20 protein-coding genes and 2 riboswitches are annotated in these 20,322 nt (G+C 67.0%); of the genes, 12 read left to right on the top strand and 8 right to left on the bottom strand.

Going from position 1 to position 20,322, the window contains the following annotated elements; genetic code table 11:
• Positions 1 to 42 precede the first annotated feature (42 nt).
• From E5P2_RS21375 to E5P2_RS21340, 8 genes are all read left to right on the top strand, one after another.
• Positions 43 to 846, top strand: a complete 804-nt coding sequence (locus E5P2_RS21375) for an ABC transporter ATP-binding protein (protein WP_162569164.1) — start codon at positions 43 to 45, stop codon at positions 844 to 846.
• 7 nt (positions 847 to 853) lie between these two features.
• Positions 854 to 1,945 (top strand): NAD/NADP octopine/nopaline dehydrogenase family protein, encoded by a 1,092-nt coding sequence (locus E5P2_RS21370; RefSeq protein WP_162569163.1) that lies wholly within the window; start codon positions 854 to 856, stop codon positions 1,943 to 1,945.
• On the top strand, positions 1,942 to 2,832 hold the full coding sequence (locus tag E5P2_RS21365) for a dipicolinate synthase subunit DpsA (protein WP_162569162.1): 891 nt from the start codon (positions 1,942 to 1,944) through the stop codon (positions 2,830 to 2,832). The genes E5P2_RS21370 and E5P2_RS21365 overlap by 4 nt, the downstream gene beginning before the upstream one ends.
• Positions 2,829 to 4,178 carry a dihydroorotase gene (locus E5P2_RS21360; protein WP_162569161.1) on the top strand — a complete coding sequence of 450 codons (1,350 nt, stop codon included), beginning with the start codon at positions 2,829 to 2,831 and terminating at the stop codon, positions 4,176 to 4,178. The genes E5P2_RS21365 and E5P2_RS21360 overlap by 4 nt, the downstream gene beginning before the upstream one ends.
• Before the next feature lie 2 nt (positions 4,179 to 4,180).
• The gene (locus E5P2_RS21355) at positions 4,181 to 4,861 is read left to right on the top strand and encodes a resolvase (RefSeq protein WP_162569160.1); all 681 of its coding nucleotides are present in this window, start codon (positions 4,181 to 4,183) and stop codon (positions 4,859 to 4,861) included.
• 1 nt (position 4,862) lies between these two features.
• Positions 4,863 to 5,057, top strand: coding sequence for a tautomerase family protein (locus tag E5P2_RS21350; RefSeq protein WP_162569159.1), 195 nt, complete (start codon positions 4,863 to 4,865; stop codon positions 5,055 to 5,057).
• Positions 5,057 to 6,046, top strand: a complete 990-nt coding sequence (locus E5P2_RS21345) for an isochorismatase family protein (RefSeq protein WP_162569158.1) — start codon at positions 5,057 to 5,059, stop codon at positions 6,044 to 6,046. Before E5P2_RS21350 ends, E5P2_RS21345 begins: the two co-directional genes overlap by 1 nt.
• Positions 6,047 to 6,116: 70 nt before the next feature.
• Positions 6,117 to 7,022 (top strand): LysR substrate-binding domain-containing protein, encoded by a 906-nt coding sequence (locus tag E5P2_RS21340; RefSeq protein ID WP_162569157.1) that lies wholly within the window; start codon positions 6,117 to 6,119, stop codon positions 7,020 to 7,022.
• On the opposite strand, the gene E5P2_RS21335 is transcribed toward E5P2_RS21340, so the two are convergent.
• From E5P2_RS21335 to E5P2_RS21300, 8 genes are all read right to left on the bottom strand, one after another.
• Positions 6,938 to 8,299, bottom strand: a complete 1,362-nt coding sequence (locus tag E5P2_RS21335; RefSeq protein ID WP_232080788.1) for an amidohydrolase family protein — start codon at positions 8,297 to 8,299, stop codon at positions 6,938 to 6,940. The genes E5P2_RS21340 and E5P2_RS21335 overlap by 85 nt on opposite strands.
• 21 nt (positions 8,300 to 8,320) lie before the next feature.
• Entirely contained in the window at positions 8,321 to 9,325 is a 1,005-nt protein-coding gene (locus E5P2_RS21330; RefSeq protein ID WP_162569156.1) for an ABC transporter substrate-binding protein, read from the bottom strand.
• 149 nt (positions 9,326 to 9,474) lie between these two features.
• The gene (locus E5P2_RS21325) at positions 9,475 to 10,581 is read right to left on the bottom strand and encodes an S-(hydroxymethyl)glutathione dehydrogenase/class III alcohol dehydrogenase (protein WP_162566583.1); all 1,107 of its coding nucleotides are present in this window, start codon (positions 10,579 to 10,581) and stop codon (positions 9,475 to 9,477) included.
• Complete coding sequence (locus tag E5P2_RS21320; protein ID WP_162569155.1) at positions 10,581 to 11,642, bottom strand: xylose isomerase; 1,062 nt, start codon at positions 11,640 to 11,642, stop codon at positions 10,581 to 10,583. Before E5P2_RS21320 ends, E5P2_RS21325 begins: the two co-directional genes overlap by 1 nt.
• A gap of 13 nt (positions 11,643 to 11,655) precedes the next feature.
• Positions 11,656 to 12,711: an aromatic ring-hydroxylating dioxygenase subunit alpha gene (locus tag E5P2_RS21315; protein WP_162569154.1), complete on the bottom strand. Its 1,056-nt coding sequence runs from the start codon at positions 12,709 to 12,711 to the stop codon at positions 11,656 to 11,658.
• A 119-nt stretch (positions 12,712 to 12,830) separates the two neighbouring features.
• A complete protein-coding gene (locus E5P2_RS21310; RefSeq protein ID WP_162569153.1) occupies positions 12,831 to 13,721 on the bottom strand; it encodes a LysR family transcriptional regulator in 891 nt (296 codons plus the stop codon).
• A 31-nt stretch (positions 13,722 to 13,752) separates the two neighbouring features.
• Positions 13,753 to 14,982 carry a porin gene (locus E5P2_RS21305; protein WP_162569152.1) on the bottom strand — a complete coding sequence of 410 codons (1,230 nt, stop codon included), beginning with the start codon at positions 14,980 to 14,982 and terminating at the stop codon, positions 13,753 to 13,755.
• A gap of 385 nt (positions 14,983 to 15,367) precedes the next feature.
• On the bottom strand, positions 15,368 to 16,672 hold the full coding sequence (locus tag E5P2_RS21300) for a D-amino acid dehydrogenase (RefSeq protein ID WP_162569151.1): 1,305 nt from the start codon (positions 16,670 to 16,672) through the stop codon (positions 15,368 to 15,370).
• A gap of 87 nt (positions 16,673 to 16,759) precedes the next feature.
• Positions 16,760 to 16,864: riboswitch (glycine riboswitch) on the bottom strand.
• 15 nt (positions 16,865 to 16,879) lie between these two features.
• Positions 16,880 to 16,969: riboswitch (glycine riboswitch) on the bottom strand.
• A gap of 155 nt (positions 16,970 to 17,124) precedes the next feature.
• On the opposite strand from E5P2_RS21300, the gene E5P2_RS21295 reads away from it, so the two are divergent.
• The 4 genes from E5P2_RS21295 to E5P2_RS21280 all read left to right on the top strand — a co-directional run bounded on the left by E5P2_RS21295 (position 17,125) and on the right by E5P2_RS21280 (position 20,322).
• Positions 17,125 to 18,081: a PDR/VanB family oxidoreductase gene (locus tag E5P2_RS21295; RefSeq protein ID WP_162569150.1), complete on the top strand. Its 957-nt coding sequence runs from the start codon at positions 17,125 to 17,127 to the stop codon at positions 18,079 to 18,081.
• Between the two features lie 254 nt (positions 18,082 to 18,335).
• Positions 18,336 to 18,548 (top strand): hypothetical protein, encoded by a 213-nt coding sequence (locus tag E5P2_RS21290; protein ID WP_162569149.1) that lies wholly within the window; start codon positions 18,336 to 18,338, stop codon positions 18,546 to 18,548.
• A 9-nt stretch (positions 18,549 to 18,557) separates the two neighbouring features.
• Positions 18,558 to 18,914 carry a hypothetical protein gene (locus E5P2_RS21285; protein ID WP_162569148.1) on the top strand — a complete coding sequence of 119 codons (357 nt, stop codon included), beginning with the start codon at positions 18,558 to 18,560 and terminating at the stop codon, positions 18,912 to 18,914.
• A 109-nt stretch (positions 18,915 to 19,023) separates the two neighbouring features.
• Positions 19,024 to 20,322, top strand: coding sequence for an MFS transporter (locus tag E5P2_RS21280; protein WP_162569147.1), 1,299 nt, complete (start codon positions 19,024 to 19,026; stop codon positions 20,320 to 20,322).

Raw genomic sequence — 20,322 nt, 5'->3', positions numbered from 1 at the left:
TCAAGCACATGCATCCCGCGGCCGATGCCAGGAGGCCCACCCATGAGTAGCGTTGTGGCCGGACATGCCGCCGCCGTCACCATCCAGGGCGTCTCCAAGTCCTACGAGGTGCGCGCCGGCGACGACGTGCTGGCGCTCGACCGCGTCGATCTCGACATCGCGCCCGGGAGTTTCGTCGCCATCGTCGGCCCGAGCGGCTGCGGCAAAAGCACACTGCTGTCCCTGCTCGCCGGCCTGACGCCGGTCAGCTCGGGCCGCCTGGGCATCGACGGCGACGAAGTCGTCAAGCCGCATCCGAAGGCCGGCGTCGTCTTCCAGTCCGACCTGCTGCTCTACTGGAGAAGCATCCTCGACAACATCCTGTTGCCGATCGAGATCAAGGGCATGGACCGCGTGGCCTATGCCGATCGCGCGCGCGATCTGCTCGCGCAGGTCGGCCTCAGCGGCTTCGACAACAAGTACCCCTCCGAGCTCTCCGGCGGCATGCGCCAGCGCGTCGCGATCTGCCGCGCGCTGATCCAGGAGCCCGGCCTGCTGCTGATGGACGAGCCCTTCGGCGCGCTCGACGCGCTCACGCGCGAGCAGATGATCATGGACCTGCAGACGATGTGGATGCGGCTGCGCAACACCGTGCTCTTCATCACCCACGGCATCGACGAGGCGGTGTTCCTCGCCGACCGCGTGATCGTCATGTCGCCGCGGCCCGGCCGCGTCGATCTCGATCTGACCATCGACATCCCACGCCCGCGCCGCTGGAGCGGCGTCCATGAAGACCCGCGCTTCCAGCACTACGTTCGCCAGGTGCGCGAGATCTTCGAAGCCAAGGGCGTGCTCGTCGCACATTGAGGTCCACATGAAGATATCCATTCTGGGCGCGGGCGCAGGCGGCGCCGCGGCAGTGGCCGAGCTCACGCTGGCCGGTCACGAAGTGGTTCTGTGGAACCGTTCTCCCGAGACGCTCGCGCCCTTCCAGGCGCTGGGCGGCGTGCGCTACGAGGGTGTGCTGGGCGAAGGCATGGCGCGGCCGCGCCTGATCACCGCCGACCTCGCGTCGGCGATCCAGGGCGCCGATGCGGCCGTCGTCACGCTGCCGACCTTCTCCCATGCGCCGGTCGCGCGCGCGCTGGCCTCGGCCGGCTGGCCGGCGAACCGGCCGGTGGTGCTGAATCCGGGCCATACCGGCGGCGCGCTCGAATTCGCCGAGGCCTGGCGCAGCGTGCGCGCCGACCTGCCGCCGATCGCGGAGTTCTCCACGCTGACCTACGTCGCACGCAAGTACCAGGCCGATGGCGTGACCGTCACCGGTCGCGCGCGCCAGGTGCGCGCGGCCGCGCTGCCCGGTGGCGATGCGGCGTTGACGATGGCCTGCCAACTCTTCCCCGGCGCTTCGCCGGTCGGCGACGTACTGGCCTCCGCGCTGGCCAATGCCAACCTCGTGCTGCATCCGCCGGGCGCCGTGCTCGGTGCGGCCTGGGTCGAAGCGACGCAAGGCGATTTCACCTTCTACGTGCAGGCCATGACGCCCGGCGTGTCGCGCACCATGCACGCGCTCGACGACGAGCGGCTCGCCGTCGCCGCGGCCTTCGGTCACCAGCTGCCCAACCTCATCGAGGAGATGAAGCTGATCGGCACGGTCGAATCCTCGGTCACCGACACGCAGGACTTCAGGGCCGCGATCGCGGGCGGCGAAGCGAACAAGCGCATCAAGGGACCGGACTCGCTCCAGCACCGCTACTACCGCGAGGACTTCGGCCACGGCTTGTTGCCCTTTCTCGAACTGGCGGCCATCGCCGGCGTCGCGGTGCCGGTGGCGCGTTCGCTGTTCACGCTGGCGCAGGCGCTGGTCGGCATCGACTACGCGAAGGGCGGGCGCACCGCCGAGGCCATGGGCATCGCCGGCCTCTCCAAATCCGAACTTCTACAACGTGTGAGGCAGCAGCCATGAACTGGGATCAGGTCGTCATCGCGATCGTCGGCGGTGACCGTCGCGAGCAGGAAATCGCGCGCTGCGCCGTCGCCGCCGGCGCCGAGGTGCGCGCCTATGGCTTCCCCTGGCCCGAGCAGGGCATCGAAGGCGTGCGCCACACCGCGAATGCAGCCGAAGCACTGGCGGGCGCCGACATCGCGCTGTTCCCGATTCCCGGCATTGCGCCCGACGGCGCGCTGTTTGCGCCGCAATGCGCCGAGCGCATCATCCCCGACGCCGCCATGCTCGGCGCCATGCGCCGGCCGGGCCACATCATCCTCGGCTGGGCCGATCCCAAGCTGAAGGCGCATTGCGAAACCATCGGCATCACGCTGCACGAGTACGAATGGGACGAAGACCTGATGCTGCTGCGCGGCCCGGCCATCGTCGAAGGCATGCTCAAGGTGCTGATCGAGAACACCGACATCACGATCCACAAGGCCAAGGTCTGCCAGATCGGGCAGGGCACCATCGGCACGCTGGTCACGCGCATGCTGCTCGCGCTCGGCGCGCGCGTGCACGTCGCGGCGCGCAATGCGGTGCAGCGCGCCGGGGCCTATGCGGCCGGTGCGGAATCGCACGAACTGTCCGAGCTCGCCGAGGTGCTGCCCGGCACCGACATCGTGATCGCCAGCGTGCCGGCGCGCGTGCTGGGGCGCGAGATGCTCGAGAAATTGCCCAAGCATGCGCTCCTGGTCGACCTCGCCGCGCCGCCCGGCGGCATCGATCGCGATGCGGCGCAGGAACTCGGCCTCAAGTTCGTCTGGGCGCGCGGCCTCGGCTCGAGAGCGCCCGTCACCGTCGGCCGCAGCCAATGGAGCGGCGTACAGCGCCGCATCGACAACATCCTCAAGGAGATCCAATGAACAACGCCGACCTGGTGATTCGCAACGCACGCGTGGTGCGCCATGACGGGGAGTTTCACGGCGGCGTCGCCGTGAAGGACGGGAAGATCATCATGACGGGCGCCGACAGCGCCCTGCCCAAGGCCCATCGCGAGATCGATGCCGGCGGCCGCGTGCTGATGCCCGGCGTGATCGATCCGCACTGCCATCTCGGCGTCAAGTTTCCCTATGCCGAGGACATGCGCACCGAACTGGCGGCCGCGGCCTCGGGCGGCATCACCACGGCGCTGCTGTACATCCGCAACCTCAAGCCTTCGTACATCCCGTTCTACGAGGAACGCAAGGCGGTGGGCGAGGAAAACGCGCCGATCGACTTCGGCTTCCACTTCGGCATCCAGCGCGAAGAGCACATCGCCGAGATTCCCGAGATCATCGCCAAGACCGGCGTGCGCTCGTTCAAGTGCTACTTCGGCTACGAGCCCGACAACCCGATCGGCATCGTGCCCGCGACCGACGGCTGGGTGTACGCGGCGATGCGCATCCTGGCGAAGGTGCCCGGCGCGCTCATCAACGTGCACTGCGAGAACACGCAGATCGCGTCCTGGCTGAAGAACGAGATCAAGGCCACCGGCCGGCAGGATCTCGGCGCCTACACCGAATCGCGCCCGGCCTTCTGCGAGGTCGAGACGATCCGCCGCATGATCTTCCTGGCCGAGCGCACCGGCTGTTCGCTGCACCTGGTCCACACATCGGTCGGCATGGGCCCGGTGCTGGCCGCCGAGGCGCAGGCGCGCGGCGTGAGCGTCACCGTCGAGACCTGCCAGCACTACCTCACGCGCACCTGCTACGACAAGGACCTCGACATGCGCGCCAAGATCTCGCCGCCGCTGCGCGACCAGGAAGAGCAGGACGGCCTCTGGCGCGGCATCATGAACGGCTCGGTCTACAGCCTCGGCACCGACCACGTGCCCTTCCTGCCGAAGAAGGGCGAGGATCTGTGGACCGAGTTCCCGGGCGTGGTGTCCTTTCCGTGGGAACTCTCGCTGATGCTGCACTTCGGCGTGCACCAGCGCGGCCTGTCGCTGTCGCGGCTGGTGCAGCTCAATTCGGCCCATCCGGCGCAGCGCTTCGGCCTCTGGCCGCGCAAGGGCAACATCGAAGTCGGCTTCGATGCCGACATGGTGCTGGTCGATCTCGACGAAGAGCGCACCGTCAGGCACACCGGCAAGGGCACCTGCATCTACGAAGGCTGGAAGCTCAAGGGCTGGCCCGTGCTCACGACCTCGCGCGGCGCCGTCGTCTACGAGAACGGCGCCGTCGACGAAAGCGCCTACGGCCGCGGCCGCTGCCTCAGCGTGCCGGCCTGACCATGGAGACCGGATTCTGCGAGCCGGTGATGGGCAGCGTGGCGCCGGTCGCCCGCAGCCTCGGCGAGCGCATCGATGCCGTGCATGCCACGGTGCGTGAACTCGCGGCGCGACAGCCGCCGCTGCGCCGCGAGCGCTTGTCCGGTATCCACAACCCCTGGGGCCATGCGTCGGTGATTGCCGATGCATGGCGCTTTCTCGATCTGTGCGAAGACCCGGCAATTCTTGATCGGGTCGAGCAGGTCATCGGTCCCGACATCGTGCTGTGGGACTCGCAGCTGTATCTCGAGGCGGCGTCCTATCTGCGCTTCGTCGAAGCGCAGCGCGAAGGCCGCTACTGGCCGGTGCTGCCGCTCGCGGGTGCGGTCGTGCTCGTCGCACCCGGCCATCCATCGGCGCCGGTGAGCTGCTTCGATCTCGCGGCCCTCGGCGGCGCGCCACGGCCCGCGCTGGATCCGCGCGCGCCGCTCTACGTGATCCGCTACATGCCCGCCGCCAGCCGCTTCGTGCGCGACCCGCATGCGCCGGCCAACTGGACCGCGATGGAGGAACAGCCGCTCCTCAACTACGCGACCCGGCCGCTCTGGCTGGTGCGCGGCGAGGACCGTGCGGGCAACGATTTCGTCACCGGCTTTTCGCCTGCCGTCCCACGCTGGGCCGGCCATCAACCTCAGGAGCACTGACATGCCATTCGTGATCGTCGAGATGTGGGAAGGCCGCACGGTCGACCAGAAACGCAACCTGGTCAAGGCCATCACGCAGGCCATGGTCGACCATGCGAACTGCAAGCCCGACCACCTGCACGTGGTGATCCACGACACGCCCAAGGACAGCTGGGGACGCAACGGCGTGCTCGGCATCGACATGAAGGAAAAATGATGACGCTCGACAACCTCGACACCCGCAATTCTGCGCTGCTGGTCATCGACCTGCAGAACGCATTCGTTCACGACAAGGGCACGCTCGGCATCTCCGGCGTCGACACGAAGCGGCTGTCGGCCATCGTGCCCACGCTCGCCGAACTCATTCCGCGCTGCCAGGCGGCCGGCATTCCCGTCATCTGGACGGTGCAGGAGCATTTCGCCGTCGATGCCAGCCGCGCGCACAAGAAGCTCGCGGGCCACACCTCGCGGCGCAAGCAGGTGTCGGCGCTCGCCGGCACGTGGGACGAGGAGATCGTCGAAGAGCTCAAGCCGCTCGCTGCCGTCAATCCGTCGTACGTGATCCGCAAGCACCGCTTCGGTGCCTTCTACGAGACGCGCCTGGAGATGATGCTGAAGATGCTCGGCACCCGCACGCTGTTCATCGCCGGCACCACCACCAACGCCTGTGTCGAGACCAGCATCCGCGAAGCCTATCTGCGCGACTACGACGTCGTCGCGCTCGACGATTGCATCTCGGGCGTCAACGGCGAATGGGAAGCGACGGCCAAGAAAGTCTGGAAGCAGTACTTCTGCGAGATCTCCGATTCGAAGGAGATGCTCGGCTGGATCGAGGCGCAATCGGCGCCCCGCGCGCTGGGCTACGGTCACATGCTGATGATGGTGCAAGACGTGCCGCGTTCGACCGCCTTCTATGTCGACCAGCTCGGCTTCAGCATCCGGCCGGCCAAGCCGCTGGCCGACGGCCGGCCCTTCACCGCCTTCCATCAGGGCGTGGCCATCGTCGGCGGACGCGCGGCATCGCACAAGCAGATCGATCACATGGCCTTCGAGGTCAACGACGTGCGCGCGCTGCGCGAGCGACTGAAGAAGACGAGCGTCGAGTTCCAGGAGGACCTGCACGACGGGCCCTATGGCTTGACCATCTATGTCACCGATCCCGACGGCACGCGCATCGAGCTCTACCAGGTCGGCGCCAAGGTCTGACGGCAGCTTCGCCGCGATCGTGCATGCATGACGAGGGTGCGATCGCCGGCGCGCTTGCCGACAGAAGACCATGCACTTCCTGAAGCTCGACCTCAATCTGCTGGTGGCGCTGGACGCGCTGCTGACGGACCCGCATGTCACCCGCGCCGCCGAACGGCTGCGCGTCAGCCAGTCCACGCTGAGCGGATCACTGGCGCGGCTGCGCGAATACTTCGAGGACGAACTGATCGTCCAGGTTGGCCGGCGCATGGAGCTGACGCCGCTCGCCCAGGAATTGCGCTCGCCGCTGCGCGAGCTGCTCGGCAGCACCGAGCAGCTGCTCTCGACCAAGGCGCGCTTCGATCCGGCGAGCGCCGAGCGCTGTTTCACCATCACCTGCACCGACTACGTCTGGGCCACGCTGCTGCGCGAAGTCGTCGCCCGGCTGGCCACCGAGGCGCCGCACGTGCGGCTCGAATACACCGGCAGCACGCGCGACTTCGCCGAGCGGCGCATCGAGCTGCTGGTCGTCTCCGACCGCTTCGCGCTCGATGGTCATCCGTCGCAGGCGCTGTTCGCGGATCCCTTCGTCTGCATCGCCTGGTCCGGCAACACGAAGATCGGCGAGTCGCTGGATTTCGAGGACTACTTCGCCCACCGGCATGTCGTCGCCTACTCGTCACGCCCGACGCTGGTCGCCGACTGGATCGCCTCGGCACACGGCCGCCATGTGGACGTGGCGGCGCGGGCGCCGAACTTCACGCTGGTGCCGCAATCGATCGTCGGCACGCCCTACCTGGCCACCGTGCCGCTGCGCATGGCGAACCACTACGCAAAGCACCTGCCGCTGCGCATCCTGCCGCCGCCGCTCGAACTGCCGGTGCTGGCCGACGTGCTCCAGTGGCACGGCCATCAGGAAGCGGACGAAGGCTTGCGCTGGCTGCGGCAGCTGATCGTCGATGCGTGCCGCCGCATGGACGACGCGCCGCCGGCCTGAAGCCATGAAGGCGGCACCGTGCCGACCGCGTGCACGCCCTGGCGCAGCACGACCCGCGCCGCGCCGCGCGAAGGCCAGCCGATCGGATCCGCATCGACGAACAGCACGAGATCGGCAGGCTCGCCCGCCAGCACGGGCCGAGGCCGCGGCGCGGACTGAAGCCAGTCGGCGCGGCACAGCGACTGCGACCAGGCATCGAAAGGATCGGCCAGCTGTGCGGCCATCGTCGCGACGCTCAGGGTCTCGACCGGGTCCAGGCTGCCCAGCCGGCAGAACGCATCCTGCACGCTGTCGCTCGCGAACAGCAGCGGGATGCCGCGCGCAGCCGCTTCCTTGACGAGCGTGAGGCCGCGCAGGCGCGGCGTCCGGTCCTGCGCGGCATCCTGCAGCAGCAGGTTGGCCATCGGCAGCGAGACGATCGTGATCGGCACGCGCGCGACCGCATCCAGCGTGGCGAGCGCGTGCGCCGGCGTCTGCGCGGCGAGCGCGCAGGCGTGGCTGCAGACGACGCGGCCCGCGAAGCCGATCTCGCGCAGGATGCGCGCCGTGGTCTCGACGCCGCGGGCTTCGGGCGCGAGTTCCTCGTCGACGTGCAGGTCGACGTCGAGGCCGAGCGCCTGCGCGCTGAGCAGCAGGTTGCGCAGCGCGTGCGGATTCCAGCGGCTCGAATGGACGAAGGCGCCCACCACGGCGCCGGACCCACCCGCCGCGATGCGCCGCACGACGGCGCGCGCCTGCGCGGCTTCTTCGAAGAAGGCCAGCGGACACAGCGCGACCTTTTCCAGCGCGATGCGATCTGCCCATTCGTCCTTCAGCGCATCGATGACCTGCCACGCGACGGGCGCTTCGTCCGGTTGCCACCAGTTGATGTGCGTGCGCAGTTGCCGGGTGCCCGCGTGCCAGGCCCAGTCCAGCGCGCGCGACGCGCGTGCGTGCACGTCGGCCGGCGTCCAGCGCCCGCGATCCGCCGCGGTGGCCGCGATGCCGCCGGGCAGGCCGGGCTGCACCGCGCCGAGGCGCGCGGCCGTGAAAGCCTTGTCGAGGTGCGTGTGCGCATCGACGAAGCACGGGAGCGCCAGCGCGCCATGGATGTTCCAGCCTGCGAGCGGCGGCAGCGGCAGCTCGTCGCGCATGGGCGCGATCGTGCCGATCCGCTGATCTTCCAATTCGAGCAGCGCGAGTGCGACCTCGCCGCCGGCGACCGGCCATTGCGCCGGCAGCAGCCAGCGCGGCAGGCGCGCATTGGCGATGAAGCGGGGCGGGTCCAATGAAGGCACGGAAGGGTCCGCGCGACGGCCTCAGTTCTTCGCCGGCGCGAGCAGCACGTTGGTGTAGTAGTCGTCGAGCGGCTTGGCCGACGCGTCCTGCGGATTGACCAGCGCCATCTCGTCGAGCGCCGAGCGGATGACGGCCGGATCGATGTGGCCCAGCGGTTCCCTGGTCGCGACCGGCGTGAATTCGAGCGTCTTCTTGACCTGCTCCGTGACCACGCCGAGCGGCGGGCCGCCCGACCAGCTCTTGAGCAGCGCTTCGGCCGCGCCGGTCGGGTCGCTGCGCGAACTGTCGAAACCCTGGTTCAGCGCGCGGATGAAGCGGCGCAGCACATCGCCCTTGGTCTGGATCGCCTTGTCGGTCGACACCAGCGCCAGGCCCGGCACCGTGAGCCCGAACTTCGCGGCGTCGAAGATCACGAAATGCAGGTTCTGCGCTTCCAGCATCGGCGGATCGACGTTGAGGTAGGTCGAAGCCAGGTCGACCTGCTTGGCCTGGAGCTGCGACACCCGCATGCCCATGTCGCCGCGCACGCGCTTGATCTTCGAGCAGTCGATCTTGGCCTTGCTGCACAGCACGGGCAGGTACTCGACGGTCGTGTCGCCCGCGGCGGTGGAGACCGATTTGCCTTCCAGGTCCTTCGGCGTGCGCACGGGGTTCTCGGGATTGGAGAGGAAGCCGACGGGCGCGACCGGATGGTAGAGCGCGATCATCTTGATCGGCATGCCCTTGGAAATGGCCGTGATGGCATAGATGCCCGGCAGCACGACCACGTCCTCGTTGCCCTGGATCAGCGAACCCAGCGCGGCCTGCGCGCCGGCGCCTTCGCCGAGTTTGGCATCGATGCCTTCCTTGGCGAAGTAGCCTTTTTCCTTGGCCATGTAGAAGGCCATGTATTCGCCCTTGAGCTTCCAGCTGTAGCGCACGTTGACCTGGTCGGCGGCCAGCGCCGCCTGCGCGCACAGGCCCGACGCTGCGATCACGAGCGCGGTCAGCGCGCGGGTCCAGTTGGCAGGAATTCGATTCGACATGACGATCCTTGGTTGCGGTCGAGGGACACAGAGGAGACACAGGACACCCGTTCCGCGGATTCTCGGCGCGGGTGGGACGGACAGGAAATCGGTTTTCAGAATGGATCGAATCGGTAACGCCGATATCGGCACCCTTTTCGGCTTCGAGGTCAGTACAGAACCACGCCGCGAATGGATTCACCCCGCTTCATGAGGTCGAAGCCCTTGTTGATGTCTTCCAGCGGCATGGTGTGCGTGATCAGGTCGTCGATGTTGATCTTGCCCTCCATGTACCAGTCCACGATCCTGGGCACATCCGTGCGCCCGCGCGCCCCGCCGAAGGCCGAGCCCTCCCACTTGCGCCCCGTCACCAGCTGGAACGGCCGCGTGCTGATCTCCGCGCCCGCCTCCGCCACCCCGATGATGATGCTGCGCCCCCAGCCCTTGTGCGTGCACTCCAGCGCCTGGCGCATCACCTTCGTGTTGCCGATGCACTCGAAGCTGTAGTCGGCGCCGCCATCGGTCAACTGCACGATCGCGTCCACCACGTTCTCCGTGTCCTTCGGGTTGATGAAGTGCGTCATGCCGAACTTGCGCGCCATCGCCTCGCGTTCGGGGTTCAGGTCCACGCCGATGATCTTGTCCGCGCCCACCATCTTCGCGCCCTGGATCACGTTCAGGCCGATCCCGCCCAGGCCGAAGACGACCACGTTGGCGCCGGCCTCCACCTTGGCCGTGAAGATCACCGCGCCGATGCCGGTGGTGACGCCGCAGCCGATGTAGCAGACCTTGTCGAAAGGTGCGTCCTCGCGGATCTTGGCCAGCGAGATCTCGGGAGCGACCGTGAAGTTGCTGAAAGTCGAGGTGCCCATGTAGTGGAAGAGCGGCTTGCCGTCCAGGCTGAAGCGGCTGGTGCCGTCGGGCATCAGGCCCTTGCCCTGGGTGCTGCGGATGGACTGGCACAGGTTGGTCTTGCGCGACAGGCAGAACTTGCACTGGCGGCATTCGGGTGTGTACAGGGGGATGACGTGGTCGCCCTTCTTGAGGGTGGTGACGCCCGGGCCGACGTCGACGACGATGCCCGCGCCCTCGTGGCCGAGGATGGCGGGGAAGATGCCTTCGGGGTCGGCACCCGAGAGGGTGTAGTAGTCGGTGTGACAGATGCCGGTGGCCTTGATCTCGACGAGCACTTCGCCGAACCTGGGGCCGGCGAGGTCGACGGTTTCGATGCTCAGGGGCTGGCCGGATTGCCAGGCGATGGCGGCTTTGGTTTTCATCATTCGACCTTCTCGAGCAGGCCCACGGCATGCAGTGCCTGCGTGCGTTGCCAGGCCTTGCGAACGAACTTCGCCGCCTCGACGTTCTGTTCGAACAGGTCGTACTTCGCGCCCATGCCGTAGTCGGGCATGTCGATCAGCTCGGTCGTCACGCAGCGCAGCCGGCTGGTGGGTTCGATGATGTGGTGCGCCAGCACCTTGCGCAGCGCCTCCTTCGACGGTTCGAGCAGGTAGGCATGCCAGGGCGAATGCCACTCGCCGCGCGCGGGCCGCGTCATCGGGTACTGGATGCCGCGCGTCGCGCTGCCGTCCTCGTTGCGCGCCCAGACATTCGGCGGCTGGCTCGGTCCGGCCGGACGGAACTGCACCAATCGCACGATGCCCTGCGCCAGCCACTGCGCGCACAGCGATCCCTTCTCGAAGGGGTCGAGCACGATGCGGCCGTCCTCGACCTCTTCGCGCACGCCCGAGATCTCGAGCTCGGCCGGGTTGCCGATCTTGAAGGTCGCGTGGCTGTAGTCCATCGTGAAGTTGAAGGGAATGCCGCGCGCCTGGACCGCATTCGCGACTTCGGCGACGCGCTTGAACTGCTCGGTCCACATGTTGACGTGCACTTCGAAGCTCGGTTCGACGCCGCGCGCCATGCCGAAGTCGTAGGTATCGAGGTAGTGATCGACCACCTCGGGGTTGCTCAATGCATGGCCGTCGGCATGGTGCGTGAAGGTCATGATGTTGTGGTGGCGAACGCCGACCTCGCTGCAGATCAGCAGGTTGTCACGCAGCAGCGCTTCGTCGCGGCCGAGCAGGTAGTACCAGGTCGGCTGTTCGATGCGCAGGTCGTGCTTGCGCATTGCCGCCAGGTACGGGTCGAGGTTGGCGCGGCTCGGCAGGCGCGCGAGGTAGTCGAAGACGCCGCTTTCCTTGACCATCGCGAACTGGGTGTCGATCGGGTGCTCGTCCATCGTCACGGGTGCGCTCGGCGAGGAGGCCCGGACGCCGCGTCCGCTGCAGCCGATCAGGAGCTCGGGGACTGCGCGCTCGGCCTCTTGTGTTTCGTTCATGGCGATCTCGCGCTTATTTCGCGTGCACCGGCACCGGCACTGCCGCGCCCTGCCGCTGTTCCCGTTCCGCGCGCTCCTTGAGAATGCGCCGCGCGCGCACCGCCGGCGCATCGGTCGACAGCAGGATCGGCTTCATCTTGAAGAGGTCGGTCTCGGATTGCATGTAGGCCTGCTGCGCTTCGATCACGGGCTTGTCCTCGTTGTTGAAGATGTCGATGCCCACGCGCAGCAACTCGTCGCTGAGCACCCGATCGTCGGTCCGGAAGTTGCGCGACATGGCCCAGAAGTAGTGCGAGCTGGTCTCGGTCTCCGGCGTGAGCAGGTGTGTCGTCGGAATCGACAGGCCGTCCTCCGGCCGTCCGCCGACCGCGGTCATGCCGACGTCCAGCAGCAGATTGCCCGGTGGATTCCAGCGCATGAAGTTGCGGTGGTCGCCGCGCTGCTCGGGCGGGAAGCCCAGCATCCTGAAGTACTGGTTGGGCAATTGGTCGCGGCGCACGAAGCGGGCCCAGACCGTGTCGCCGCTCACCGGCGACTCTTCCATGGCGGCCGGCCCCGCGGCATTGCGGAACATCGGATGCACGTACTGGCCGTGCGTGAGGTCGAGCAGGTTGTCGCTGATCAGCTGGTAGTTCGCGTTCACGTGCAGGTAGCCGTGGACGGTTTCGAAGCGGTCGTCCTCGAGCGGTTCGAAGCGCACGATCGTGGCCGGGTCGGCCAGCTCGGGCGGGCCCATCCAGATCCACACCACGCCCTGCGATTCGACCAGCGGATAGGCGCGGACTTGCGCCATTCTCGGAATCAGTCCGTTGCCGTGCGGGTTGTGGGTGCAGGCCCCCTGCGCGTTGAAGCACAGGCCGTGGTAGCCGCATTCGACGGTGTCGCCCTTCAGGGTTCCGCGATGCAGCGGAACGAAGCGGTGCGGGCAGCGGTCGGCCAGCGCAGCGGGCTCGCCGTCCTCGCGCCGGAACAGCACCACGGGTTCTTGCAGGATCGTGCGGGCCAGCAGCGTGCGCTGGATCTCGTGGGACCAGGCTGCGGCATACCAGGCATTTCGGATGAGAGTCATGCGTCGAGTCGAGAGAAAAGGGATGCCCGAATCTTCAGCGACACCTCCCGAAGCGGGAAATCGTTTGTTGGGATGTGATCCATCGACGACCCCGATGGCCGCGGCATCGGCCGCAGGATTCAGCGGTTTGTCAGGCAGCAGTCGACGATCAGTTCGCGCAGCCATTGCATGCCCTGGTCCGATTCCTGATGCCGGTGCCACTGCATGACCTGCGTGAGAACCGGCAGTTCGAGCGGCGCCTCCAGGATCCGCAGCGGAAGATGGCCCGCGTAGTGGTTGGCCATGCGCGTCGGCACGGTGGCGAGATAGGGCGTCCCGACGATCGATTGCGGGACCATCGTGAAGTCGGGAACACGGGTCGCGATGCGGCAGCGCAAGCCATGCCGGGCCGCGATCCAGTCCGCGACCAGGGTCGGCCGCGACGACCAGGCGACGATGTGGTCCTGCGCGAAGTACTCGTCGAAGCTGATCGCATCGCCGATCCGGTCGTTGCCGGACCACGCGATGCAGACGAAGGATTCCTGGAACAGCTGCCTCGACGAATGCTCCTTCAGCGCAAAGCGGTCGGCGACGATGAGGAGTTCGACGCGGTGCTCGGCAAAGTCGCGCGCGGTGCCGCCGTATTCGAGCCGGATGCCTGGTGCTTCCGACGCCAGGCGCCGGAGGACCTTGCCGATCAGCGTGGCCCACACGTAGTCGGTGCAGGTGAGCGTGAAGCGGCGCTCCGACGTGCCGGGATCGAAGTGCGACTTGGTCGACAGGAGTTTTTCCGCATCGCCCAGCACGTTGCGCAACGGCTGGCGCATGGCCTCGGCCATCGGCGTCAGTTCCATGCGCCGCCCGACCTGGACGATCAGCTCGTCCTGGAAGTAGTCGCGCAGCCGTGCCAGCGAGCCGCTGAGCGTGGGCTGGCTGACGCACAGGCGTTCCGCGGCGCGCGTGACGTGCGGGTCCGTCAGCAGGGCGTCCAGTGCGACCAGGAGATTCAGATCGAGCTTCAGAAAATTCATCTCGCTCCCAGTCTGCCCGAACCGTCGGGCATCAGAAGTTGTGGCGGATGCCCAGGTCGTAGCCGGTCGAGGTTTTCGGAACGAAACCGGTGGTCACGAAGGCCGGGCCGCCGACGCTCAGGTTGGCGCCGTTCCTGTTGCGGATGCGGGCCACGGTGGCATAGAGCGCCGTGCGCTTCGACAGATTGTGGACGTAGCCCAGCGCCCATTGGTCGGCGCGTGGATCGGCCGGGCTGCCGGGCATCGTCTGGTGGGTGTCGTAGCGCACGTTGCCGTAGCTCGCACGGATCAGGCCGGGACCGATGGGCGCCATCAGCCCGAGCATGTAGCCGTTGACGCCGATCGTGTTCACGGGGGCGGGCGGCGCGAACACGTAGTCGACCTTGCGCTTGACTCTGGAGAGCTCGGCGAACAATTTCACCGGACCGAAGTCGTAGGAGCCGGCGATGTTGAAGGTATCGAGCTTGGCCGTGCTGCCGGCGTCGTAGTTGCTGTCCAGCGTGCTTTCGCCGTACGCGGCTGCGATGTTGATCGGTCCGTTGGCCCAGCCGAAGCGCGCGCCGACGTAGCGGCCCGCGCGCGTCTCGGCACCGACCGGCGTGAATTTGCCGGGGCTGTAGTGCATGCGTTCGCCGAACGCGTATTGCACCTGGCCATAGAAGCCGCCGAGATCCGGCGGCAGGAAGTAGGCGACCATGTTGCTGGCGCGCAGGTAGTTGTTGCCGGTCACGTTGGCCGTGCCGGCGGGCGTGGTGTAGGAGGGCACGAAGGAGTTCAGCGCGAAGCTCGGTCGCAGGATCAGGTTGGTGCCGACACCGAAGGTGGTGAACGGGTCCAGCGCGGTGTCGTTCCAGACCGTCGCGGTGTAGTCGCGCCCGAGTCGGATCTCGCCGAAGCCGCCCGAGAGGCTGACGGTGGAGCGGCGCGAGAAGGTGGTGATGCCGGTCTGTCCGTCGTCGCTCGAGAACGGCGCTTCGAGCCAGAAGCTCGCCGCCAGTCCGCCGCCGAGGTCCTCCGTGCCGCGAAAGCCGATGCGGCTGGCGAAATAGTTGGAATTGGTGAGCGCGGTCTGGCTCGTCGTCACGCTGCCCCGGTTGACGTAGAAGGGGTTCAGCAGCGTCGGCCCGTTCGGGTCCGTCGAGCGGTTCGAGTAGCCGCTGATCGCGGTATCGATCGTGCCGAACACGGTGATGGACGACTGGGCCGAGGCCGCGCCGGCGGCGGCCAGCGCCACCGATGTCAGCCATATTTTTCTCTTCATTGCATGTCTCCGTTGGGAATCGACGGCCGGCTCACGGCCGCGCACAGGGATCGCGCACGCGCGCGCCTGTCCGAGGCCGCCGCGGCGGGCCTTGTGGGCAGAAAGGGCGTGATGTGCAGGCGGGTTGCCTGCGGACGCGGGGCGCGGTCGAACGCGACCGGCCGGCGCCGTCGTCAATGCGCTATGTCCACACCGAGTGCCGGCGCAGTGCGATGCGGGGATGGATCCGTGGGGACATCGGGTGAACCTCTTTGAACTGTTCGGCAGGCATCAATGAAGCGCCAGGTGCAGCCCGAGAATAGAGAGCGAACGACCGACGGGAAAATCGTTCTTTCCGATGGCAGCCATGTGATGGCGCAATAGCTGCGCCATCACTCCGGCGCAATTACGCGCCCTGCAGGCCGAGGACCGGCGGCCGCGGCGTCGCGCCGGTGAAGGCGAAATCCACCTCCGGCGCGAGGCCGCTCACGATGCGCGCGATCGACTTGCCCGAACCGCAGGCGTGCGTCCAGCCCAGCGTGCCATGGCCGGTGTTGAGGAACAGGTTCGGCAACCGGGTGGCGCCGATCAGCGGCACGTTGCTCGGCGTGGCGGGACGCAGCCCGGTCCAGAACTGGGCCTGCGTCGTGTCGCCGGCGCCGGGGAACAGCTGCTCGACGCGCCGCACGATGGCCTCGCAGCGCACGCGGTTCAGGTCGCGGTCGTAGCCGTTGAGTTCGGCCGTGCCGGCGATGCGCATGCGGTCGCCCGTGGCCGAGGTGTAGCGCGAGAACACCAGCTTGTATTCGTCGTCGGTGAGCGAGACCTGATAGGCCTTCGAGGCATCGATGACCGGCAGCGTGACCGAATAGCCCTTGGCCGGATAGATCGGCAGCCGGATGCCCAGCGGCGCCGCGTAGAGCGGACTGAGCGAGCCCATCGCGAGCACGAAGGCATCGCCGCGGATGCGCTGGAAGCGGCCTTCGCTGTCGGTCGCCTCGACGTGGTCGATGCTGCCGCCGGCCTCGCGGATCGCGGTCACCGTGTGGCTCATGAGGAACTTCACGCCGGCCGCCTCGCAGAGCTTGACCAGCTCGCGCGCGAAGCGGTTGGCATCGCCCGACTCGTCCTCGGCCGTGTAGGTGGCGCCGGCCAGCTGCGGGCGGATATGGGCCAGCGCGGGTTCGAGCCGCACGGCTTCGTCGGCCGAGATCACCTGGCGCTCGCAGCCGAGCGCGCGCATCTGCTCGGCGGGCTTGAGGGCGCCGTCGAATTCCTTTGGCGTCGTATAGAAGTGCAGGATGCCCTGCGTGCGCTGGTCGTAGTCGAGGCCGGTGTCGCGGCGCAGCTGCTGCAGCGTCGCGCGGCTGTAGGTGCCGAGCCGCACGATCTGCTCGATGTTGTGGCGGGTGCGCGCCGGCGTGCATTCACGCAGGAACTGCAGGCCCCAGAGCCACTGCCGCATGTCGGCGCGAATGCGAAAGAGCAGCGGCGCGTCTTCCTTGCCGAGCCATTGCAGCACCTTCCATGGTGCGCTCGGGTTGGCCCAGGGTTCGGCATGGCTGACCGAGATCTGGCCGCCGTTGGCGAAGCTGGTTTCGGCGGCCGGCGTGGCCTGCCGGTCGATCACGGTCACGTCGTGGCCGAGTTGCTGGAGGTAGTAGGCCGAGGTGACGCCGAGCAGGCCGGCGCCGAGAACGATCACGCGCATGTCAAGAACCCCTTCGAGGTTTTGGCGCTCGAACACGGCGAAACGGATGCTGCAAAAAGAAAAGCAACCGGAACGCATGTTCGAGTTGCCGCTCCCCCTGTCCTCGGTACCTGAGAGATTCACCCCCTGCGGCGCAGCGGGCTTGCTCCTTCGGTGCATCACGTGGCGTGATGGCTCTCCAGACGGCTCTGACGATGGTTGCAGTACGGGCTCATCACGTGAGCCGACCTGAGCGTTTATGGGAGTTTGCGCCTTCGGTGAAGCCGCTCGCGCGGCCTGCTCTCCTGCGAGCGCGAGTCTAACCGAAGCAGGACGCGCGGTCGATGCGCGCGTGCGGCGCGATGCATCACTTCGCGCGATGCCTCGCATCCAAAGGAACGATTTTTTCTTTCGTCCGCGGCCTTCGACAATTTTCGCTTCTGCCCTATCGGCTATCGAAGCGCGAAGCGACCATGAAAAGCTCTTCTCTTTTGCACGTGACGGTGAGCGCCGTCCGCCGCGAAGCCCGGCACATCGTGAGCCTCGAGCTGCGTCCGCGCACGGGAGAAGCGTTGCCGGTCTTCGAGCCCGGGGCGCACATCGACCTGCACCTCGCGCCGGATCTGGTCCGCAGCTACTCGCTGCTGAACCCGGACACCGAAGGCGATCGCTACCGGATCGCCGTCCTCAACGACAGGAACAGCCGCGGCGGATCGCGCCATGTCCACGAGCGGCTCGCGGTCGGATCGATGCTGGACATCTCGCCGCCGCGCAATCATTTCCCGTTGAATGCCGATGCCTCGAGATCGGTCCTGCTGGCGGGCGGCATCGGCATCACGCCGATCCTCGCCATGCACGAGCGGCTTGCGGCGCTGGGCAAGCCGGCTTCGCTGCTGTACTGCGCGCGGTCCCGGCCGGAGGCGGCATTCTGCGAACGCCTCGGGTCGTCGAGGAACGTCAGCTTCCATTTCGACGAAGAGCAGGGAAGGCCGCCCGATCTGCGCGACTTCCTCGCGCGCGAACCGGCGGCGAGCGATTTCTATTGCTGCGGGCCGGCGCCGATGATCGCCGCCTTCGAGCGCATCTGCGAGGAACTCGGCTTCAGGAAGGTCCATGTCGAACGCTTTGCGGCGGATGCGGGGGGCGGGGTGTCGCGGCAGCAACATCCCTACACAGTGACGCTGACGCGCACCGGCCGGACCCTTGCCGTACAGCCGGGCGTCGCGCTGCTCGATGCCCTGCACAAAGCCGGCATCGACGCCGATTGCGGTTGCCGCGAGGGCGTCTGCCGCGCCTGCGAGACACGGGTGCTCGAGGGCATTCCGGCGCACCGGGATTCGGTGCTCTCGAGCGAGGAGCGCGCGTCGAACCGGACGATGATGGTCTGCGTGTCGGGCTGCGTCGGCGAACACCTCGTTCTCGATCTCTGAGCCGGTCATCGGCAGGAAACCCCTGTCCAGCGCCTGCAGCCAGGGCAGCGCTTCCCGCCGCTCGGCTGTTCTGCCAGCCGCCGAGGCAGACAAAACACCCCTTAAAACGCGCCCCCGTGTGAAATGCATCACGTGAAATGATTAGTCCTTAGGTACTACATGTAATTACAATTGGCTACATGAAGTCACATGCAGGCCACCGTTCGGGGAGGCAGGGAAACCTGGCCTTCGGATCGTTCGTCGGATAAAAGCCGATGCTCTACAGCCTGCTCCAACGCCTCGCCCTGGGCCCGCTGCCCATGACGTTCACGAACGCCCAGGAGATCGAGCATCTGCGCACGCTCAGGGACGGCGGCTGGGTCAAGGTCTCTTTCACCCCGGGGACCAAGCCGGGCCAGGGGACGGCGACGGTGACCGAACTGACCGCCCTGGGCAGGGTGGCCATGCGCTTCATTCCACCTGAGTAGGAGCAAGCCATGCGAGCACTCGTCTGCACCCTGGTCGGCCTCGCCGTCTTTGCCGGTTGTACCGCCGTCTGGTGGTTCTATTGGCCGGTGTGGCAGGTCGAGATGCAGGTCAAGAGCAAGCTCCCCCCGTCCGGTGTCGCGGCGTTCTCGAACGTGACCTACAACCGCAGCACCCGCACGGGTTGCGGCTACCTGAACGCCACCGGCGCGCCGCGCGCGGAAATGCACTTCATCCTGATGCCGGACGGCAGCCTGAAGTTCGACCCCGATGAGCGGGTCCAGGGTTCGACCTTGCAGCAGCTTGAGGTGCTGCGCAGGCACGTCGACTACCTCGCGCTGGTCTACGCCCGCTGCGCGCCAACCTGAGCGCGGGGCAGCGGCTTGGGCGCCGCTTTCATGCGAGAAAGAGTGGGTCGGGGTATAAATCCCGGCCGGTCCGAAACCGGTACCACGACAACAACAGTTTGGAGACCGCATGAATTCGCTCGAGCAGAGAACCTTGTCCAAAGTCGGCTGGCGCCTGTTGCCGCTGCTGATGATCAGTTACTTCATCGCCTACCTGGACCGCGTGAACCTGGGCTTCGCCGGCGCCTCGATGTCCAAGGACATGGGCTTCACGAGCGCCATCTTCGGCAGCGCGGCGGGCATCTTCTTCATTGCCTATTTCCTCTTCGAGGTGCCGAGCAACCTGGCGCTGGAACGCTTCGGCGCACGCCGCTGGATCGCGCGCATCATGTTCAGCTGGGGCCTGATCTCCGCGGCCCAGGCCTGGGTGGGCGGCGCGACGAGTTTCAACGTCGTGCGCTTCCTGCTCGGCATTGCCGAAGCCGGATTCTTCCCTGGCGTGATCTTCTACATCACGCTCTGGTTTCCGGCCGCGTACCGTGCCCGCATCGTGGGCTGGTTCATGTTCGCCATTCCGATCTCCACTGTGATCGGTTCGCCCATTTCCGGCTACATCCTCAACATGGAGGGTGTCGGCGGCTTGCACGGCTGGCAATGGCTGTTCATCCTCGAAGCGATTCCCGCGCTGGTGCTGACCTTCTTCGTGCTCATGTACCTGCCTGATCGGCCGAAGGACGCGAAGTGGCTGGCGCCCGAGGAGCGCGACTGGTTGCAGCAGACGCTCGATGCGGAGCAGCGCAATCGCGAATCCATCCACAAGATCTCGTGGACACAGTCGCTGTTCAACTGGCGCGTGATCGCCCTGGGCTTCGTCTACATGGGCATCACGGTGCCGCTCTATGGCCTGGGCTTCTTCCTGCCGCAGATCATCAAGGGCTTCGGCGGTCTCGGCAATGTCGAGATCGGCTTCATCAACGCCTTCCCATACCTCGTCGGCGCGATCGCCATGCTGTTCTGGACTCGCTGGTCCGACGCGCGGCGCGAACGCAAGTGGTTCGTGCTGGTGCCGCTGGCCTGCATCTTCGTCGGCCTGGTGGCCGCGGCGGAAATCAGCGCCCCGGTGCCGAAGATGGCTGCCGTCACGTTGGCCGCTTTCGGCATCTTCAGCGCATTGCCGGTGTTCTGGACGCTGCCCACCGCTTTCCTGAGCGGCATCGCCGCGGCGGCCGGCATCGCGTGGATCAATTCCATCGGCAACCTCGGCGGCTACATCGGCCCGACGATCTTCGGCATGCTGAAGGACAGGATGGGCAACGACTTCTATGCCGTGTTGTTCCTGGCGCTGCTGCCGGTCGTTGCCTTCGTGCTCGTGCTGCTCATCGGGCACGATCCGCGTGGGGAACAGGCGGCCGAACCGGCGCGCGCCTGA

The organism is Variovorax sp. SRS16, from assembly GCF_901827165.1.
Taxonomy (GTDB): domain Bacteria; phylum Pseudomonadota; class Gammaproteobacteria; order Burkholderiales; family Burkholderiaceae_C; genus Variovorax.
This window is presented reverse-complemented; position numbering and strand designations above follow the sequence as displayed.

Bases quoted from the DNA above. Each gene is read 5' to 3' on its own strand.
- E5P2_RS21375 (WP_162569164.1), top strand. From the start codon at position 43: ATGAGTAGCGTTGTGGCCGGACATGCCGCCGCCGTCACCATCCAGGGC.
- E5P2_RS21370 (WP_162569163.1), top strand. From the start codon at position 854: ATGAAGATATCCATTCTGGGCGCGGGCGCAGGCGGCGCCGCGGCAGTG.
- E5P2_RS21365 (WP_162569162.1), top strand. From the start codon at position 1,942: ATGAACTGGGATCAGGTCGTCATCGCGATCGTCGGCGGTGACCGTCGC.
- E5P2_RS21360 (WP_162569161.1), top strand. From the start codon at position 2,829: ATGAACAACGCCGACCTGGTGATTCGCAACGCACGCGTGGTGCGCCAT.
- E5P2_RS21355 (WP_162569160.1), top strand. From the start codon at position 4,181: ATGGAGACCGGATTCTGCGAGCCGGTGATGGGCAGCGTGGCGCCGGTC.
- E5P2_RS21350 (WP_162569159.1), top strand. From the start codon at position 4,863: ATGCCATTCGTGATCGTCGAGATGTGGGAAGGCCGCACGGTCGACCAG.
- E5P2_RS21345 (WP_162569158.1), top strand. From the start codon at position 5,057: ATGACGCTCGACAACCTCGACACCCGCAATTCTGCGCTGCTGGTCATC.
- E5P2_RS21340 (WP_162569157.1), top strand. From the start codon at position 6,117: ATGCACTTCCTGAAGCTCGACCTCAATCTGCTGGTGGCGCTGGACGCG.
- E5P2_RS21330 (WP_162569156.1), bottom strand. From the start codon at position 9,325: ATGTCGAATCGAATTCCTGCCAACTGGACCCGCGCGCTGACCGCGCTC.
- E5P2_RS21325 (WP_162566583.1), bottom strand. From the start codon at position 10,581: ATGAAAACCAAAGCCGCCATCGCCTGGCAATCCGGCCAGCCCCTGAGC.
- E5P2_RS21320 (WP_162569155.1), bottom strand. From the start codon at position 11,642: ATGAACGAAACACAAGAGGCCGAGCGCGCAGTCCCCGAGCTCCTGATC.
- E5P2_RS21315 (WP_162569154.1), bottom strand. From the start codon at position 12,711: ATGACTCTCATCCGAAATGCCTGGTATGCCGCAGCCTGGTCCCACGAG.
- E5P2_RS21310 (WP_162569153.1), bottom strand. From the start codon at position 13,721: ATGAATTTTCTGAAGCTCGATCTGAATCTCCTGGTCGCACTGGACGCC.
- E5P2_RS21305 (WP_162569152.1), bottom strand. From the start codon at position 14,982: ATGAAGAGAAAAATATGGCTGACATCGGTGGCGCTGGCCGCCGCCGGC.
- E5P2_RS21300 (WP_162569151.1), bottom strand. From the start codon at position 16,672: ATGCGCGTGATCGTTCTCGGCGCCGGCCTGCTCGGCGTCACCTCGGCC.
- E5P2_RS21295 (WP_162569150.1), top strand. From the start codon at position 17,125: ATGAAAAGCTCTTCTCTTTTGCACGTGACGGTGAGCGCCGTCCGCCGC.
- E5P2_RS21290 (WP_162569149.1), top strand. From the start codon at position 18,336: ATGCTCTACAGCCTGCTCCAACGCCTCGCCCTGGGCCCGCTGCCCATG.
- E5P2_RS21285 (WP_162569148.1), top strand. From the start codon at position 18,558: ATGCGAGCACTCGTCTGCACCCTGGTCGGCCTCGCCGTCTTTGCCGGT.
- E5P2_RS21280 (WP_162569147.1), top strand. From the start codon at position 19,024: ATGAATTCGCTCGAGCAGAGAACCTTGTCCAAAGTCGGCTGGCGCCTG.